Below are 16,972 nucleotides of genomic sequence, written 5' to 3'. Positions count from 1 at the left end.
AGAGATTACCCTATTCTATGCATTTCAATACATATTTCTTCATCATTCTGAATCAGAATTTATACTGACACTACAATAGACGCCGCCGACAAAAAAGATCAATACAAAAAGATACACAATGAAGTTATATTCAATTGGTATGACCGTGCCAACGCTAAACATCAGCAAGGTTGCGATTAAAAATAATACAATTGCTAATTTTTTCATCTACTGATTGTCCTCTGTTATCCACACTGTTTTTTCAGTGAATGGTTGACGTTTTGCAACAGGTTCTTTTTTCAAATCCGCTTCACCTATAAATATTGCACCTAATATCTCTTCATGGTCGCCGAGGTTGAAATATGATTTTACTGGCTCACACTCATAGGCTGGCCCACTCTTCCATGTGGCCCCATACCCCATTCCATGTGCTTCTAACAAGATGTTTTGTATAGCTGCAGCAACGGCAGAATGATCTTCTGAATAAATACCTTTCCCTGTTTCATCATGGCTTAGAGCCACGAGAATAATAGTTGGTGCAATCAAGGGTTTGTTCATCATCTTATTGATGCGTTTTTGTCCACTCTCACTGTTTGGGTCATCGACAAGCGTCTTTGCCCATTCACCCATAACCCGTGATAATGGTAGGCGGCCATCACCTTGGAGCACAAAAAACTTCCATGGCTCAGTACGATGATGATTAGGCGCCATTATTGCTGCTTGAAGCAGCTGTTCAACATCAATTTTAGATATTGGTTCTATATCCTTAAATATTTTTATGCTTCGCCTGGATTGAATTGCTTCACTTACGTCCATTATTAAAACTCCTTTTCTAGTTATAACCGCGCGTCTATCCATGACATGATCGTATCAAATATTTCATTTTTCTTAGTGAACTCATTAAATATCTCATGCTCTAGTTCAGGGTAAATAATCAGTTCTTTATCAGAACTTGAGATTTCATCATGCAGTTGCTCTGAATCTTTAACAGACACAAGCCCGTCATTTTCACCGTGTAAGATTAAAATAGGGTCCTTGAAATCACTAGCCTCTAGCTTAAGATATTCAACACCTTTTTGGATTGTACGAATTAAACCAACAGAAATTCGCTTCTTGTTCAAGGCATCCTCTACATAGTGTTTACGGACAATCTCAGTTGAACAAATACCGTCACCGAGCTCATTTTTTACATAATCGTTCGTATCAAGTCCGACTGGTATTTCTTCAAAAATATCATTGTTAAAGCGTGTTAGGGCACCAGAAGTGACATAACCGTCAATCTTTTGTGGATATTTCGTACCGTATAAAGCTGCGGTGTAGCCACCCATGCTGTGGCCGATAATGAATAGCTTCTGATTCTCGAATTGTTTTCTAGCGTATAAAACAATAGCCCCTAGATCATCCGTAATTTCGTCGACTTCAGAGTAAAAAGTTTCCTCACCTGAAGAATGACCATGTCCCCTTTGATCGTAACGAATGACGTTAAAACCATTTCGAATTAGAGTTCCAGCAAAATCATCGTAACGTCCCAAATGTTCAGCTAAACCATGTACAATGACGATTGTCGCTTTAGCATTTTCCGGTTGCTCCTGAGTTTGAATTTTGGTATATAGGAGCGTACCATCCTTAGATTCAATGTATTTTACAAATGACATATAATCACTCCAATCTATCTTACATGAAATTATAACCTTATTTCGCTTAAATTGCATAAAGAAACACGTTTAGCTATCATAGAAATAAATACAATTTGAAAGGTAATATATGTCTACTCTAACAAAATACATACTGTCATTTATAAGCGGTCTATCGCTTTACCTCATCATGTTTGTCGCTTTGGTCTACTTCAATTTCATCTACTATACAACAGGTTTTTTCGCATTTATTATATTTGTGTTTATTGTATCTGTAGTATTTAGATCACTCGCATACAAATTCGCAACAAAAAATGAACGTCCAGATCTTTTCTATATGATATTCATTGGTAGTTTTGTTATTCCTACCCTCATACATGTATTGATTTTTCTATAATTTACACAAAAAAGAGACAATATCGAGGGTTAATCCTTAATATTGTCTTTATTATCATTATTTATAATGATATCTACAAGACGCAACTAATATCGCATATTCATTTACTGTGTACACTAATCTATGTTCATGATTAATTCGTCGACTGTAATAACCAGAATAATTACCAACTAATTTCTCAGGCTTCCCTATTCCTTCTAAAAAACCGTCTCTAGAAATGCTTTTTAATAATTGGTTAATTCTTTTAACCAACCGTCGATCTTTGACTTGAAAATATTCATAATCCTCAAAAGCTTGAGGTGAAAATGTAATATTGAGTTTCGTCATTAAATCGAGATATCCTTATTTCTAACATTCCCACGCTCTAGGTTTTCAATAGATTCCGATAAACGTTTTGCATTAGAAGGACTTTGTTGTAAATAAAGAGTTTCCATGATTTCGTTATAACTTTCCTCTGACATCATGACCGCATTACGGTCTTTAGTTGTAATGATAATCGCATCACTATCATCGTTCACTTTGTTTATCATGTCTTTAAAATTTTCGCGTACGTAAGAATAAGATTTAACTGTCATAGCATTCACTCCTCACAATTAAATTGTACAATAAGTTGTACAATACTACAATTATTCTATTTCTTAAAAAAATCGCCAATAACATATATTAGAAAACTCCCGTTAAGTCAGTTTAATCCAACTTAAGAGGAGTATATTTTTACGCTGATACTTTTAATCGATTCGCTATTAATTCTAAGATAATCGCTACGACTAGGATAATTAATGTAATGGCACCGACTTCTTGCATATCATAGTAGAATGAACTTGACATGAAGAGCTCGTATCCTATTCCACCAGCACCTGCTGCAGCACCCATGGCAACTGCAACACCGAAGTTAATTTCAAATCGTAGGAAGGTCCATGAAATCAAGTAACTTTTTGTCTGTGGAACAATTACCTGAAATAGGATGTGTCCATAGCTTGCACCAGATGCTCTAAGCGCCTCGATTTTACCTTCATCGACTTCTTCGAATGCTTCACTATATGCTTTTACTAGATAAGCAACTGAGTGGAAGATCATTCCGATTACCGCTGCAACTGATCCAAGCCCTGCTGCAATCGCAAAGATAAGCACCCATAATACTGTCGGTACAGCACGAATAACTGTAATGAAAGCTTTTATAGTATTGCTCAACCAAGGTTTTGACAGGTTAACTGCTGTTCCAAAGGCTAGGAACAGTGAAATGATTGCACCGAGTATCGTTGCTAAAAAGCCAAGTGATAAGGTAACAGCGACTTGCCATAGTGCATTTGACCAAGTTGTATTGTTTAAACTCGGGGACAGGAACATTTGACCTAAGTTATCTATGGTCATTGGTATTGCCTGTGTTAAATCAAGCCCTGTGTAGTCCATTAAGAAGAATCCAACTACTGTGAATATAGCAGACCCGATTATGAGCCATTTTAAAATAGTCTGTCCACGGTTTGGCTTGGAGACTTTTATAGAGCCGTTAGAATCATATTCTACTGTTGACTGCATTATAAAATCTCCCTTCTAATGATATTTGATATTGCTTCAATGATTAATACAGCAAGGACGATTGCCAGTGTGATCAATGTCACCATCTCGTAGTTTAGTTGTTTATAGTATAGGTCAAATAAGTAACCAATACCTGTACCCGTCAAGAGACCAACTAGTGTTGCACTGCGAATGTTCGTTTCAATCATAAAGAGAATCCAACTGAACATCTGTGGCATGCTCCCTGGTAACACTGCCTTGAATATTGTGTGCCAATAAGTTGCGCCAGTCGCATTTAAAGCTTCTACTGAATCGCGGCTACCTTCATCAATCGTTTCAATAAATGCTCTCACTAAGAAACCGAATGATCCAAAGAATAGAGCGAGAAAACCTGTCATTGAGTTTGTACCAAAACTAATAACTAAGATTAGGGCCCAGGCAACAACGGGAATATTACGTGAAATTGATGCAATAATTTTTGCTAAGTACATCAGTGGTTTGTTTAGGTAAGTTAAGCTTGAGCCCATCAAGGCAAATACTATAGCAAATACTGATGCTGTCGTAGTCGCAACAATTGATATCAACACTGTCTCCCAAAGTAATCGGAGTACACTACCTAAGTTCGCTAAAGTTGATTGTGAGAACATCAAGTTACTCGCCATCCAAGAGATCGCAGCCGGAATCGATAAAATTCCGTCAACATGGTTGTATTCAGTAATGTAGCTTGCGAGCATTATCAAACCGACAATAATCACAACAGTCAGTAGAAGCATTAGATTTTTCTTTTGAATGATATTGATATCCTTAGCGTTAATCGTTTGTGTTTGTCTCATCAATTATCACCTACTCCATAATTAAGTCATCGAAATCTGTTCCATAAATCTTCTGAATGACTTCCTTATTTATTTCGTTTGGATGACCGTTAAAGACCACTTCACCACTATTTAAGCCAATAATTCTGTCAGAGTAATTCTTAGCTACATCCACTTGGTGAAGGTTAACGATTACTGTGATACCTTTTTCATTACAGATTTTTCTTAAGTGTTCCATAATGATTCTAGAAGAGCTCGGATCTAGTGAAGCAATCGGCTCATCACAAAGAATAATTTTCGGCTTTTGAACAAGCGCACGAGCAATTCCCACTCTTTGCTTTTGTCCACCTGATAATTCGTCACAGCGCTTATATATATGATCTTGAATACCAAGCTCCGTAATAATATCTAGTGCTTCTTCTTTTTCCGACTCTGTATACATTGAAAAAATACCTTGAATGGAGTTTTTATAACCCAATGTACCGTGTAAGACATTTTCAAAAACTGACAGGCGATCCACTAGATTATAGTGTTGGAATATCATACCGATGTTCGTTCTCATCTTACGCAGTTCTTTACCTTTGATTTTAGTAATATTTTTATTATCAAAATCAATCTTTCCTGAAGTCGGTTCAATCATGCGGTTGATAGATCTAAGAAGTGTAGACTTACCAGCTCCTGATGGCCCTATAATCGATAACAATTCACCTTTTTTGATATCAAAGTTTACATCCTTTAGAACTGTTTTACCTTTAGAATATTCCTTATTTAAGTTTTCGATAGACATGATGACAGGCATTTGTTTGACTTCTTCTTTACTTGCTACCTCTACTGTCTCTCCTGTTACTTCTGGATCCTCGTCAAATGAAATGAGCACATCGTCAGTTGCCTTCTTATTGAAATCTGTTTTTGTCTTTTGTTCTTCTTTTAATTTATTATCCACCGCCATGGATGACGTCCTCCTATGTAAAAAGAGGGGGAATCCCCTCTTTAAATAAATATTATCTTTTCGATTAGATTATTCTGCGCTTAATTCTCTGATTGGGTCGAACCACTCATCTTCAACAACTACGAAACGCTCGTCAGCTGATTTTGTGAATAGACCGCCTTCTTCTGAATCTTCAGGAACGAAAATGTTTTCATTGTTTGCAACTTCATCAGATGCGAATACTTCACGTAATTCTTCAACTGTTTCAGAACCTAATGTACTTTCATTAGCAATAAATGGTGCATTAAGTACTGGTGTAGCTGAAATGATTCCGAACTGCTCTCCAACTAAGTTAGAGAATGGATCTGCAGCACCTTCAGATACTTCATAGATTGCACCAGGTGTATTTTCTTCACCTTCAGCAAGTTCTACATAGTTTTCAACACAAGTGTCACAGAACGCTGCAATTTCAGCTCTGTCGTTAATCAAGTTAACTGCTGAACCTTGGTGAGTATTACCGAACATTACTTGGTCAAAGAAACGACCGCTTTCTGCAAGGTCTTCCTCAGTTAAGTCTGCATACTCATCAGTTTCTGAGAAATGATTTAGAATTGTAGAAGTAGGTACTCTAAATCCTGATGTAGATGAAGTTGATACGAATGAGAAGTTTTTACCTGGGAACTCATCGATTGAGTATTCTCCTTCACCAGTTTCGAACTGTTCCATGTTGTCGACCTTAGTTGCAAACCAGCTGTAGTATAAAGCATCTTCTTCAGTACCAGATGGACCAGATGGTACAACTAATGGAGTAATATTGTCGTTACGTTCTTTTGCTTGTATGTATCCTTCTGCACCAGTAAATGCAAGGTCAGCATTGTCGTTTACAATACTTTCAATTGCAATTGCATAGTCAGTTGTAAGTTCATGTTCAACAGTTCTGCCTGTTGCTTCCTCAATAATGCTTCCAATCTCGTCACGAGCATCAGCAAGTTCGTTACCTGATTCATTTGGATACCAAACTAAGTTGATTGGCTCATCACTGTTTTCACTAGCATCTGCTGTATCCTCTTCTGTTGATTCTTCTTCGTTGCCACTACCACATGCTGCTAAAATTAATACCAAAGTTAAACCGAGAAATAGATTGAGAAACTTCTTCATTTTCAAACTCCTTTAGTGAATTTAATTACATAATTTATTAAATGATATTTCGCTTGGTAAGTAAATGTGATTTACAGCTATTTAACAGATGTTTATATTATCTAAATAATGCCTCTGTTTTACTTAATAATTCATCGTCTAAGCCAATGTCTACAGTGGCTCCAAAGTCACCATGGTAGTCAGATCCACCTGTAATAAAGAAGTCATATTGTTCAACCAGAGCATCAACTTTTTCATAATCCATCTGATCATGGTCAGGATGATATTTTTCAACACCATCGATTAGTTCTGCGTTCTCTTCAATCAAATCATAACTATTTAATTGTCCTGGGTGCGCAATGACTGCATAACCATCGTCCGCTCTAATCGCTTTTAAGGCTTCAATAGCATCGACATATTCAATGTCTCCACTAGCTGGTCCCTTGTTCTTAAACAAGGTACGGTACTTCGTTGTGTAGCGTGCATTGGTATAATGTTCATCACAAATTGCATGCATAATATGCTGTTTATAGATGACACCAACAGGTCCAACTGTTGCCATAACCTTGTCCATATCCACATCAATACCGTAATTTTTAATCTGTTCAATCTGCCAGAGTGAATGTTGATGACGTCTGTTAAGTAAAGGAACTGTTAATTTTTTAATATTTGGAGCATCTAAATTGTAGTTATAGCCTAAAATATGCACTTTTCTGTCTCTCTTAAAGTCATAGGCAGAGATTTCTATACCAGGAATTAAGTCGATACCTATGCTTTTTGCAAATGGTAGCGCTTCATAATATGTCATATTTGTGTCATGATCGACGAAGCTTAACATTGACACGTCCTCTGCTTTAGCAAGATCTAACACTTTATTTACATTGTCTTTACCATCGGAAAAGTTACTATGCACATGCAGATCTATTTTAGACACTATACAGCACGCTCCTCTATTGTTTTTGTATTCATGTCATACACCTTTGTACATAAACCGTCCATAAATTCAAGGTCATGGAAGATACCAATTAAGGTCGTTCCACCATCGATTAACTTAGAAATAGTCTCTCTCACCTTTAACTTCGATTTTTCATCCAGTGATGCCGTCGGCTCATCGAGTAATAATAGTCTTGGTTTTTTTACGATGGCACAAGCAATGTTCAATCTTAGTTTTTCTCCACCAGAAAACGTATTTGGATAGTTGTGCCACAAAGCTTCAGGAATATCAAAGTGTCTAAGGGCTTCTTTTGCCTCTGTTTCAGCCGCTTCCTTATCGACCCCCATCTCTAGCATTGAGTTAATAACAAGTTCTAGCGTTGTTGTTCTAGGCATAACTTTTAAAAACTGAGACACGTAACCTATTTCATTTGTGCGAAGACTGATTAAGGCGCGGTCAGTAATACCGTGTAAGTCGACTTCACCAAAGGCTTTTGAGTCGTAAGTGACCGTCCCGGAAGAGGGTTTATAGGTCCCGTAGATGCTTTTTAGAATCGTTGATTTCCCGCTACCACTCTCTCCGACGATACCTAGAAATTCACCTTTTTTTACATCGAATGACACACCCTCGATCGCTGTTCTCGTTTGATCTAAATGATGAATGGTGAAAGATTTACTGAAATCTTTAATGCAGATCATATTGTCCCTCCTAATCTATTCTGTAATGGTATTGGCTGACGATTTTACCATTGACGATACATTCTGTAATCGTCGGATAGTCATCGTGTAATCTAATGATGTTAATGTCTGCTTTTTTCCCTGTTTCTAATGAACCAATTTCTTCATCCATCTGGACTGCTTTTGCTGGATTAATAGTAATTAATTTAAAGGCATCAACAAGTGGATAATCCGCTTCGTTGTGAAGCTTAAATACTGAATGCAACATGGCTGCAGGATAATAATCACTACATAAGATTGAAATGCAGTTTTCTAAGATGGCATCTTTAGCATTTAAATTTCCTGAATGCGATCCACCTAGCATGATATTTGGTGCACCAGCAAGCGTGTACAGTCCCTTGTTATTTGCATACTTAGCCACTTCCATCTTTATAGGGAATTCACTGATTGTCGTATCTAGACATTCATTAAAATCAATCTTTTCAATCGTATCGTCATCATGAGACGCAACCGCAACATTTTTTGACTTTGCAAGTGCTGCAAGCTCCTTCATATCCTCTATAGAGAGGCGGTCCATCTGACGCTTTTCATCTATTTGGCGATCGATTTCTTCATCCGTTATGTTTTGATAACCCTTCATTGTATGACGGTAAGTCTCAATGTCTCTGTACTGACCTTGCCCTGGCGTATGATCCATGATACTCAACAAGTGAACACGCTCATTTTCAAGGTGGTCCATGATCGTGTCTTTCATTTCGACTGCATCAAGTTCAAAGCGAGCATGCATGCGATGCCTAATCAAACGCTCTTCATTGTGCGTTCTATGAATAGCATGAATGAGTTTATTCACATTTTCCGGCTGACGCACTGGCTTATGACCAAAGAGATCTTCCTTATAGATTGATAATGAATGAAACATCGTCGTAATCCCGTGTGAACTTAAAATACGTTCTGATTCTTTGATACCAATGTTAAAGTCCATGACTGTCGTCGGTCTTGGTGCGATAATGCCTTCAATATAATCTGAATGAATATCGATAAAGCCCGGGCTCACATAGCCCCCTTCAGCATCGATGACCTCTTCATCTGAAGTCAGCTCTAATTCTGACATTGGGATGATGTTTTGGATTTTATCCTGTTCAATAATGACTGCATGATTTTCTAAAACTTCGCTTTCAGTAATGACACTACCGTTTGTAATGATCAACTGTTTCACCTCTTATAAGATTGAGTAGACGAGCTGTTGTGTATATTCGTGTTGTGGATCCTCTAGAATTTGATCGGTAATACCGTGTTCAATCACTTGGCCATCGAGCATGACCATGGTGCGGTCACATAACATGCGAATGATTGCAAGATCATGGGAAACGACAATCATGCTCACACCCATATCTCTTTGAATTTCCTTAATTAACTCGAGTACATCTGCTTGGACAGATAAGTCTAGACCTGTTGTCACTTCATCTAGTAAAAGAATCGGTGGATAGTTAGATAAGGCTTTGGCGATTTGAACACGCTGCTGCATCCCACCTGAGAAATTTTTAGGTGCTTCGTATTTACGACGGAGCGGAATATTTACCTTGTTTAAAAAGTGATCCGCGCGGTCTGTCATTTGACCGACGTTACGGTTACCACTGGCAATTAATTTTTCTGCAATGTTCGTCACAGATGAGAAATCCATCTTTAGACCGAGCATAGGATTCTGGTAGACCATACCGAGCTGTTCATTTCTAATCTGTCTTTTTCTTTGACTACTTACTAAAAAAACATTGTCTTCAGCATTTGGATCTTCTGGTAAGACATAAGTCCCAGTTGAAGCTTCCTGGTCAAAATACAACATTTTCATCAAGGTACTTTTACCGCTTCCACTTTCACCAACAACACCGAGGATTTCTCCTTCGTACAAGTCAAAAGAAACATTTTTAACTGCATGTACAGTATTACAATGTGGGCACATATTCTTTTGTAGTTCAGCGCTGTCATCTTTACAGTAGTCGCAGCCGTTGCCAAACTGTTTTGATAAATCTTTTATGGATAAAACAACATCATCAGTTTTATGCATTGACGCTATCCTCCTCGTTCAATTTCTCAAGCATATAAGACGTATCATTCGTCACATAGTAAGTTTCACCAGTCTCTTCATCGACTAATTCATCCATGAATACACCAGTTAAACCTGACTCGCGACAAATTTTGTCAGAGAAGTCTTCGACTTCAAATGGATAGTCTTCAAAAGCTAATGATTCAACATCTGTATACGGTGGAACGGCGTGAATTTTCTTCTCACGACCTGCACCGAGTAGAATCAAACCATCGTTTTGATGCATCTTCGGATTATCGAAACGTGGAATCGGACTTGGTGCCATGACATATCTGCCGTTGACCATCACTGGATAGTCTGCATCATCTGTAATGTGGCCGTGTCTCATAATCTGCTCAAATAATTTAATGTAAGCACCGCTGTATTCCTTATCGCCGTGAAGTAATTTTGTCTTTCTTTCACTTGGCTCAACCGGTCTTAATGGTTCTGGCATCGGCACTTGTAGCACTAAAATTTGAAAAGGCTTTAAAGGTACTTCAGGAATACGGTGACGTGACTGAATTAAAGTAGCTTCTGCTGTATGAATCGTTTCTTTGACACTTGTTGTATTCTGCACAAGATTTCTAATATTGACTGCATTGACAGATTCATCTGAACCTTGGTCAATCACTTTAAGGACATCTTCCTGTCCAATAAGTGATAATGTGAGCTGAAGGCCGCCCGTTCCCCATCCTCTGGCAATCGGTAATTCACGAGAGGCAAATGGCACTTGGTAACCTGGAATGGCAATTGCTTTTAAAGTCTTTCTTCTAATTTCTTTTTTTGAATGTTCATCTAAGAATGCGAAATTTTGACTCATTTTTGGTCCTCCCTACCTTGACGCATGCGGTCTAGTTTCGATTGGAACGTCACATAGTGTGGTAGCTTCAAGTGAGAAATGAAACCGGTAGATTCAACAGAATCGATATGGAACATAATGAATTCATCATCTGACGTTGGTACACCGTCTATTGGGTGTTCTAGGCTATAATCAAGCACACTCATAGCAATTGCCTTTGTTTCATTTTGTCCAAATACTAGGCCGTATCCAATTTTAATTAGCATGTCTTCGTCAGCAGTTGTTTGATCATCAGCAACGTCTGGCATAAAGCCATCAATCTCTGTCATTTCAAAGTCTCCGATAAAGTACTCACCGTACTCATCATCAATATCGACAAATACTGGCTGCTGACCGACTCGACATTCTCCGATGTTAGGGTGAGATGTAAAACCATAGCCACGAATTTCAGCATAACCTAGAGAAGTCACAGCACCTGTCTGACCACGTGTGAGTGCCTGTAGTTTTTGACTTCTTGTACTTGGAAACTCGATAGATTTTTTAGTGATGTCATCTGGTTCATCATTGTTTTCTTCATCTCTTACAAATAAACCTTCTTTTTCTAAATAATCGATGACCTTAGGTAATTTATATAATTTATAGTTGTATCCCACTTCTTTATAGCTGATGTCTTCAAGTGGACCTTCTGATAATTCCTTTAAAGAATCGTCAAGTAGTCGATGCGTAAAGTCTGGTGATGCACCGAGTATCTGACCCCCTGGAATGTCTTTAAAGCTTGCCGAAATTCTACGTTCAACAAACATATCTCTCGTATCTGTAATGGTTGAATAGTATAACCTTGGTAGTGTTGAACGATGCGCTCTCATTAGGAAGACAGCTTCCTCCATATTGCCTTCAGCTTGCTTGATGGCAAGTGCAGCTGTATCTCTATCATAGAAACTTGCTTCACTCATGACTTGGTTGATGAGCTGACGCATGTTTGTTTTAATTTTTTCAACTTCTATATCAATGCCTTCTTCTAGGCGTCTGTTCTTATATAAAAGTACAGAATTGTTAATCGCATGTGCGCCACCCTTTACAGCAACGTAACCCATCTATGCCACCTCCACTTTCGTCGTTCTAGGAATCATCATTGCCCGATTTTCCTTATCGGTAAGAATGATATCCAATCCTAAAGGAAACTCTTTACACGCTTCGTTTCTTAATGATATCCATTCATGCTCTATAGCGATGTTAACTTTTGTCTCGTCTTTAATACCTGGACCACTAAAGATATATGATTCTCCTGAAGTAACGCTGTCTACTTCAATGATTAAAGTTACCGACTTTTCAGGTGAAATTAATACACCGTGAGCAGTTTCTGTGAAATATTCTTCCTTTAAATCTGCTGCTTGCAAGACAATAAAATCAGTCTCTTTTAATGAATCAATTGACTTCGCACCAGTTAGCACCTTAATTTCCTTATCCATTGCCTCATCTGGTGTTATAAAGGAAATTTCATTATCAAAAAGCGTCATCGTAGTCAGTAAAGTGGCATTGGAAAAATCTGAGTAATTCTTTACTTCTTCTTCAATAAGTTCAATATGTCCTGGTCGACTTGTAATATTCACAAGTTGACGGTAAACAGCTTGGGTCGTATGTACTATAGTCTTCACTGATATCCTCCTAATCGTTCATCATGTCGAAGCTGACTTTAGTTTGTAAAATACGTTCTGTACGTTCTTTTACATTCTCGTCTTCAATAGCGCTTAGTTTTTCGATCATCATGTTAAATTCTTCTGTAAATTCACTGCATTTATTTACTAAATCGATGAAACTTAAGGCAAGAGAAAATGTTTCATCTTCACCTTTGATCAAACCAACACCGACTGTTTGTCCACTTCTTATCTTTGTTTCAGTGATCAATACTTCACCTATGTAGAACAAAGAATTTTGAGCGTGCTCTCTCATCTTCACCATTGTGAGTCCAAGCTCGGGACCACTGATCACTTCAAAGTCTAAGTCGTTTTTATGAGTTTCAAAAAATTCAATTGCTTCATCTCTTCCGTATCTTGCTATAAGTGCTGACCATTCTTTTCTTTTCATGTCACACCCTCCTATGTCATTAACAATAACTTGTTGCCAAGTTACAAAAGTTTAGACTTAGTAAAGTAATGTAAAGCTTATGTTTAGGATTGTAGATATAAGATAAAAAAGCCGATATAAACTCATCAATAGAGTTTATATCGGCTTTAGGCTTAACCTTCATCAGATAACTTATGCTTGAATAAATCACTTCTATATAATATTTTCACTTTTTCTAAGCATTGGTTTGTTGAAGTATCATAGGTTGAAGTTTCAAATACAATAAGTGGTACAAGTTCACTGCATTTTAGCATTTCCATCACTTCAAGTGTCGCAAACTGAGCAGATACTGTGCGGTCGCGACTTGTCAGATTCGTATGCCCCTTACTTTCGAAAAAGGTATACACAGATTGCAACTGGTTTTTCTCTTCATATATATTAGGAAATATATCCGTTCTAATGTAAGAAATATGGATGGCACATGGCACATTATCAACAATTCTTAAACGTGAAACCTTAAACGCTTTTTTTCCTTCGAAGGTCATCTCATCCGTATAATCTGCATGTATAACTTTACTTTCATATGGAATGTTTTGAGCTTCCATCTTCTTTGAAAAACTACTTGCACCGGTCACTGTAAAATCAATGACAGGTAAGGGTCGATTCACAAACCTTCCTACGCCCTGTCGACTATGGACACTACCCATCTTCTCAAGTTGAACTAGCGCATTCCTTGCATCAATTCTCTTAGACTTAAACTGATCAGCAAGCTGATTTTCACTTGGTAGCTTATCTCCGGGTGCGAGCTGTCCATTTAAAATCATTTCTTGGACTGAAGTACGTATTAAAGTTTCTTTAGAAATATCCACGCTTTAAGACCGCTCCTTTTTTCATCTAGATTAATTATACATTGTTCAAATCTATCAATCTAACAATAACAATTCACGAATGTTTATAATTTTTATTTTAAAATAAACATAAATATAGGAACTATTTTAAATTTAACTATTGTAAAGTTCGTGATTTCTGTTAATATATATACATTCATAGAAATAAAGGAGACTTCACTAATGGATTTACTTAAACAACAGATTTTAGAGCAAGGTACTGCCTTATCGGATAATGTACTCAAGGTAGATAGATTTCTAAATCATCAAATCGATCCAAAACTTATGGTCGAAATCGGTAAGGAATTTTATCGTATATTTAAAGATGAAGGTATTACTAAGGTTTTAACACTTGAATCTTCAGGTATTGCGCCTTCTGTTATGACGGCTTTAAATTTTGATGTACCTGTTGTATTTGCTAGAAAGAGAAAGTCATTAACCCTATCTGATAATCTCTTAAGTGCTCAAGTATTCTCTTATACTAAGCAGGAAACAAACATGATTAGTGTGTCAGATCAGTTCATTACAGCTGATGATAAGGTATTAATCATTGATGACTTCTTAGCAAATGGTGAGGCTGCCAATGCTCTGATTAGTTTAGTCGACCAGGCAAATGCAAAAGTTGTCGGTATTGGAATCGTTATTGAAAAATCATTCCAAAGTGGTGCAACAATTTTAAAAGAAAAAAATTATAGAGTAGAATCATTAGCAAGAATTGAATCATTAACAGATGGCACAATCACTTTTAAAGAGGATAAAAACTAATGGCATCTAATATTAAATCTCATGCAAAAGATTTTTCACTTGGACTTCAGCATGTACTTGCCATGTATGCAGGTGCAGTCATTGTGCCCCTTATTGTTGGTAATGCGATTGGCTTAACGCCAGTACAATTGACGTATTTAATTGCCATAGACATTATGATGTGCGGGGTCGCAACGATTCTGCAAGTTTGGAAGAATAAGTTCTCAGGTATCGGATTACCTGTTGTACTTGGTTGTACCTTTACCGCTGTAGGACCAATTATCAACATTGCCAATACATATAGTGTACAATCTGTTTATGGGGCAATATTAGTTTCAGGTTTACTTGTTGTCATTATTGCACCGATTTTTAGTAAACTTATACGCTTCTTCCCACCTGTTGTTACGGGGACTGTTGTTACAATTATAGGAATTACATTGATGCCAGTTGCTTTTAATGACCTAGCTGGTGGTCAAGGCGCCGAAGACTTCGGCGCTCCAATCAACTTATTTTTAGGTTTCTCAACTTTAATTATTATTTTAATCATTTTAAAATTTGCTAAAGGATTCTTTGGTTCTATCGCAATCTTAAGTGGGATTATTGCGGGTACTGTACTAAGTACTTTCTTTGGTCTTGTTGATTTTAAACCTATACTTGATGCATCTTGGTTACATTTACCTCATGTCTTTTACTTTGGTACACCAGAATTTCATATACTACCGATATTAACGATGACCTTAGTTGCGATGGTCAGTTTAGTGGAATCGACTGGTGTTTATTTTGCCCTTGGAGAAATTACAAAGATAGAAATTAAAGGAGAAGACTTAAAACGTGGTTACCGTGCAGAAGGTATTGCGATTGTCTTAGGTGGTTTAGTGAATGCTTTTCCTTATACAACCTTCTCTCAAAATGTCGGCTTGATACAAATATCCGGTGTTCGTAGAAACAAAATCATCTACATTGCGGGTTTGATGCTCATCATTTTAGGTCTCGTTCCAAAAATTGCGGCACTTACACTGACCATTCCGGGTCCAGTTCTCGGTGGTGCTATGATCGCAATGTTCGGTATGGTTATCAGTGCAGGCATTAAGATGTTGTCACGTATTGACCTTAACCAACAATCTAATATGCTAATCGTTGCAGTTTCAGTCGGTATGGGGCTCGGTGTTACAGTTGTTCCTGATTTATTCTCTGCCCTACCTGAAAACCTGTCTGTCATTACTTCTAGTGGTATTGTCATGGGGAGCTCAACCGCTATTCTCCTAAACGCAGTATTTAACTTCAGGTCGATCGTTAATGCAAGAGATTTCTAGATATATAGTAAATGGAGAGGTTCCGATTACAGTCGGAACCTCTCCTTTTTGACTTAATATAGAGCAATACCATTTTCATCAAAATGATGAAAGTTTCCAACATCAAAACCGATAGTGATTTCTTGCCCCCTATTGATATCATGCTGACCTAGCCATTTAGCATAAAGAATTCGATCCTTAAATTTAAAGGTTAATAAGGTGTCCACCCCGAGCTGCTCAACACTGTCGACTCTAACCGTATAAGTACCACCTTGTCTTACATTCTCAGGTCGAATGCCAACTTCGTAACCAGTCGTCATCCCTAAATCTTCAGCTTTAATAATATTCATCTTAGGTATGCCGATAAACTCCGCAGTGAACCGGTTAGCGGGTTGATTATACAAATTAATCGGTGTATCAACTTGTTGAATCTGACCATCGTGTAGGACACATATTCTATCACCCATTGTCATGGCTTCTGTCTGATCATGCGTCACATAGATCATCGTTAGGTTCAGTTCTTGTTGTAGTAATTTAATCTCTCGACGCATATGTGTTCTGAGCTGCATGTCTAAGTTTGACAACGGTTCATCCATCAAGCACAAGGGCATACGACTGACCGCCATTCGAGCTAAGGCGACTCTTTGTTTCTGTCCGCCCGAAAGCTGTTTGGGTTTTCTTCTTAATAGACCATCTATACCTAATATGTTAACCGTGCGTTTTAATCTATCCTTTTGTTCATCTTTACTAATCTTTCTCGTCTTTAAGCCAAACAAAATATTTTCTTCAACTGTCATATGCGGATACAGGGCATAGTTTTGGAATACCATGGATATATTTCGGTCTTGCACAGCAATATCATTGATTTCTTTTCCATCCATTAGAATGCTGCCTGCTGTAATTTCTTCAAGGCCAGCAAGCATACGAAGGAGTGTTGTTTTACCTGAGCCAGAAGGCCCAACTAAAACGAAGAATTCTCCACTATTGATGGTTAAGTTTATATTCTTTAACACATGGTTTTCTTTTGTCCCATAACGTTTTGATATATTTTTAAACTCTATATTTACACTCATACCAACCGCTCCTCATCATT

The 16,972-nt window shown here is 37.5% G+C and carries 21 protein-coding genes; 2 read left to right on the top strand and 19 right to left on the bottom strand.

The window, feature by feature from the left end; all coding sequences use genetic code 11:
• Window positions 1-42: 42 nt before the first annotated feature.
• The 18 genes from JEM45_RS10225 to JEM45_RS10140 form a co-directional block, all read right to left on the bottom strand.
• Entirely contained in the window at window positions 43-207 is a 165-nt protein-coding gene (locus JEM45_RS10225; protein ID WP_156889150.1) for a hypothetical protein, read from the bottom strand.
• The gene (locus tag JEM45_RS10220; protein WP_166627073.1) at window positions 208-795 is read right to left on the bottom strand and encodes a nitroreductase family protein; all 588 of its coding nucleotides are present in this window, start codon (window positions 793-795) and stop codon (window positions 208-210) included.
• 20 nt (window positions 796-815) lie between these two features.
• Window positions 816-1,634, bottom strand: coding sequence for an alpha/beta hydrolase (locus tag JEM45_RS10215; RefSeq protein WP_166627074.1), 819 nt, complete (start codon window positions 1,632-1,634; stop codon window positions 816-818).
• Window positions 1,635-2,067: 433 nt separating this feature from the next.
• The gene (locus JEM45_RS10210; RefSeq protein WP_026866763.1) at window positions 2,068-2,337 is read right to left on the bottom strand and encodes a Txe/YoeB family addiction module toxin; all 270 of its coding nucleotides are present in this window, start codon (window positions 2,335-2,337) and stop codon (window positions 2,068-2,070) included.
• Complete coding sequence (locus JEM45_RS10205) at window positions 2,337-2,585, bottom strand: type II toxin-antitoxin system Phd/YefM family antitoxin (protein WP_026866762.1); 249 nt, start codon at window positions 2,583-2,585, stop codon at window positions 2,337-2,339. Before JEM45_RS10205 ends, JEM45_RS10210 begins: the two co-directional genes overlap by 1 nt.
• A gap of 139 nt (window positions 2,586-2,724) precedes the next feature.
• Window positions 2,725-3,546: a PhnE/PtxC family ABC transporter permease gene (locus tag JEM45_RS10200; RefSeq protein ID WP_026866761.1), complete on the bottom strand. Its 822-nt coding sequence runs from the start codon at window positions 3,544-3,546 to the stop codon at window positions 2,725-2,727.
• Window positions 3,546-4,358, bottom strand: coding sequence for a PhnE/PtxC family ABC transporter permease (locus JEM45_RS10195; RefSeq protein ID WP_084145743.1), 813 nt, complete (start codon window positions 4,356-4,358; stop codon window positions 3,546-3,548). Before JEM45_RS10195 ends, JEM45_RS10200 begins: the two co-directional genes overlap by 1 nt.
• A 10-nt stretch (window positions 4,359-4,368) precedes the next feature.
• On the bottom strand, window positions 4,369-5,136 hold the full coding sequence (gene phnC, locus JEM45_RS10190; protein WP_026866759.1) for a phosphonate ABC transporter ATP-binding protein: 768 nt from the start codon (window positions 5,134-5,136) through the stop codon (window positions 4,369-4,371).
• Window positions 5,137-5,355: 219 nt separating this feature from the next.
• Complete coding sequence (locus JEM45_RS10185) at window positions 5,356-6,423, bottom strand: PhnD/SsuA/transferrin family substrate-binding protein (RefSeq protein WP_035856236.1); 1,068 nt, start codon at window positions 6,421-6,423, stop codon at window positions 5,356-5,358.
• Between the two features lie 97 nt (window positions 6,424-6,520).
• A complete protein-coding gene (locus JEM45_RS10180; RefSeq protein ID WP_035856234.1) occupies window positions 6,521-7,336 on the bottom strand; it encodes a PHP domain-containing protein in 816 nt (271 codons plus the stop codon).
• Complete coding sequence (locus JEM45_RS10175; RefSeq protein ID WP_026866757.1) at window positions 7,336-8,034, bottom strand: phosphonate C-P lyase system protein PhnL; 699 nt, start codon at window positions 8,032-8,034, stop codon at window positions 7,336-7,338. Before JEM45_RS10175 ends, JEM45_RS10180 begins: the two co-directional genes overlap by 1 nt.
• Before the next feature lie 10 nt (window positions 8,035-8,044).
• Window positions 8,045-9,220 carry a phosphonate metabolism protein PhnM gene (gene phnM, locus JEM45_RS10170; RefSeq protein WP_198687426.1) on the bottom strand — a complete coding sequence of 392 codons (1,176 nt, stop codon included), beginning with the start codon at window positions 9,218-9,220 and terminating at the stop codon, window positions 8,045-8,047.
• 12 nt (window positions 9,221-9,232) lie between these two features.
• A complete protein-coding gene (locus tag JEM45_RS10165; RefSeq protein WP_026866755.1) occupies window positions 9,233-10,075 on the bottom strand; it encodes an ATP-binding cassette domain-containing protein in 843 nt (280 codons plus the stop codon).
• Entirely contained in the window at window positions 10,068-10,913 is an 846-nt protein-coding gene (locus JEM45_RS10160; RefSeq protein WP_026866754.1) for an alpha-D-ribose 1-methylphosphonate 5-phosphate C-P-lyase PhnJ, read from the bottom strand. The genes JEM45_RS10165 and JEM45_RS10160 overlap by 8 nt, the downstream gene beginning before the upstream one ends.
• The gene (locus JEM45_RS10155) at window positions 10,910-11,986 is read right to left on the bottom strand and encodes a carbon-phosphorus lyase complex subunit PhnI (protein WP_198687425.1); all 1,077 of its coding nucleotides are present in this window, start codon (window positions 11,984-11,986) and stop codon (window positions 10,910-10,912) included. The genes JEM45_RS10160 and JEM45_RS10155 overlap by 4 nt, the downstream gene beginning before the upstream one ends.
• The gene (gene phnH / locus JEM45_RS10150; protein WP_026866752.1) at window positions 11,987-12,547 is read right to left on the bottom strand and encodes a phosphonate C-P lyase system protein PhnH; all 561 of its coding nucleotides are present in this window, start codon (window positions 12,545-12,547) and stop codon (window positions 11,987-11,989) included.
• 10 nt (window positions 12,548-12,557) lie between these two features.
• The gene (locus JEM45_RS10145) at window positions 12,558-12,977 is read right to left on the bottom strand and encodes a phosphonate C-P lyase system protein PhnG (RefSeq protein ID WP_026866751.1); all 420 of its coding nucleotides are present in this window, start codon (window positions 12,975-12,977) and stop codon (window positions 12,558-12,560) included.
• A gap of 152 nt (window positions 12,978-13,129) precedes the next feature.
• Window positions 13,130-13,825 carry a GntR family transcriptional regulator gene (locus tag JEM45_RS10140; RefSeq protein ID WP_026866750.1) on the bottom strand — a complete coding sequence of 232 codons (696 nt, stop codon included), beginning with the start codon at window positions 13,823-13,825 and terminating at the stop codon, window positions 13,130-13,132.
• 201 nt (window positions 13,826-14,026) lie between these two features.
• On the opposite strand from JEM45_RS10140, the gene JEM45_RS10135 reads away from it, so the two are divergent.
• Together JEM45_RS10135 and JEM45_RS10130 are read left to right on the top strand one after the other, a co-directional pair.
• Window positions 14,027-14,608 carry a xanthine phosphoribosyltransferase gene (locus JEM45_RS10135; RefSeq protein ID WP_026866749.1) on the top strand — a complete coding sequence of 194 codons (582 nt, stop codon included), beginning with the start codon at window positions 14,027-14,029 and terminating at the stop codon, window positions 14,606-14,608.
• Window positions 14,608-15,900 carry a nucleobase:cation symporter-2 family protein gene (locus JEM45_RS10130; RefSeq protein WP_198687424.1) on the top strand — a complete coding sequence of 431 codons (1,293 nt, stop codon included), beginning with the start codon at window positions 14,608-14,610 and terminating at the stop codon, window positions 15,898-15,900. Before JEM45_RS10135 ends, JEM45_RS10130 begins: the two co-directional genes overlap by 1 nt.
• 53 nt (window positions 15,901-15,953) lie before the next feature.
• Here the strand turns inward: JEM45_RS10130 and JEM45_RS10125 are convergent, their stop codons facing one another.
• Window positions 15,954-16,952, bottom strand: coding sequence for an ABC transporter ATP-binding protein (locus JEM45_RS10125; protein ID WP_051220498.1), 999 nt, complete (start codon window positions 16,950-16,952; stop codon window positions 15,954-15,956).
• Between the last annotated feature and the right edge of the window lie 20 nt (window positions 16,953-16,972).

Origin of the sequence: Jeotgalicoccus sp. ATCC 8456 (assembly GCF_016313225.1) — a bacterium.
Taxonomy (GTDB): domain Bacteria; phylum Bacillota; class Bacilli; order Staphylococcales; family Salinicoccaceae; genus Jeotgalicoccus; species Jeotgalicoccus marinus.
This window is presented reverse-complemented; position numbering and strand designations above follow the sequence as displayed.

What these genes read in the sequence shown, in the direction of transcription:
- JEM45_RS10225 (WP_156889150.1), bottom strand. Translation starts at nt 207, where the DNA reads ATGAAAAAATTAGCAATTGTATTATTTTTAATCGCAACCTTGCTGATG.
- JEM45_RS10220 (WP_166627073.1), bottom strand. Translation starts at nt 795, where the DNA reads ATGGACGTAAGTGAAGCAATTCAATCCAGGCGAAGCATAAAAATATTT.
- JEM45_RS10215 (WP_166627074.1), bottom strand. Translation starts at nt 1,634, where the DNA reads ATGTCATTTGTAAAATACATTGAATCTAAGGATGGTACGCTCCTATAT.
- JEM45_RS10210 (WP_026866763.1), bottom strand. Translation starts at nt 2,337, where the DNA reads ATGACGAAACTCAATATTACATTTTCACCTCAAGCTTTTGAGGATTAT.
- JEM45_RS10205 (WP_026866762.1), bottom strand. Translation starts at nt 2,585, where the DNA reads ATGACAGTTAAATCTTATTCTTACGTACGCGAAAATTTTAAAGACATG.
- JEM45_RS10200 (WP_026866761.1), bottom strand. Translation starts at nt 3,546, where the DNA reads ATGCAGTCAACAGTAGAATATGATTCTAACGGCTCTATAAAAGTCTCC.
- JEM45_RS10195 (WP_084145743.1), bottom strand. Translation starts at nt 4,358, where the DNA reads ATGAGACAAACACAAACGATTAACGCTAAGGATATCAATATCATTCAA.
- phnC (WP_026866759.1), bottom strand. Translation starts at nt 5,136, where the DNA reads ATGCCTGTCATCATGTCTATCGAAAACTTAAATAAGGAATATTCTAAA.
- JEM45_RS10185 (WP_035856236.1), bottom strand. Translation starts at nt 6,423, where the DNA reads ATGAAGAAGTTTCTCAATCTATTTCTCGGTTTAACTTTGGTATTAATT.
- JEM45_RS10175 (WP_026866757.1), bottom strand. Translation starts at nt 8,034, where the DNA reads ATGATCTGCATTAAAGATTTCAGTAAATCTTTCACCATTCATCATTTA.
- JEM45_RS10165 (WP_026866755.1), bottom strand. Translation starts at nt 10,075, where the DNA reads ATGCATAAAACTGATGATGTTGTTTTATCCATAAAAGATTTATCAAAA.
- JEM45_RS10160 (WP_026866754.1), bottom strand. Translation starts at nt 10,913, where the DNA reads ATGAGTCAAAATTTCGCATTCTTAGATGAACATTCAAAAAAAGAAATT.
- JEM45_RS10155 (WP_198687425.1), bottom strand. Translation starts at nt 11,986, where the DNA reads ATGGGTTACGTTGCTGTAAAGGGTGGCGCACATGCGATTAACAATTCT.
- JEM45_RS10145 (WP_026866751.1), bottom strand. Translation starts at nt 12,977, where the DNA reads ATGAAAAGAAAAGAATGGTCAGCACTTATAGCAAGATACGGAAGAGAT.
- JEM45_RS10135 (WP_026866749.1), top strand. Translation starts at nt 14,027, where the DNA reads ATGGATTTACTTAAACAACAGATTTTAGAGCAAGGTACTGCCTTATCG.
- JEM45_RS10130 (WP_198687424.1), top strand. Translation starts at nt 14,608, where the DNA reads ATGGCATCTAATATTAAATCTCATGCAAAAGATTTTTCACTTGGACTT.
- JEM45_RS10125 (WP_051220498.1), bottom strand. Translation starts at nt 16,952, where the DNA reads ATGAGTGTAAATATAGAGTTTAAAAATATATCAAAACGTTATGGGACA.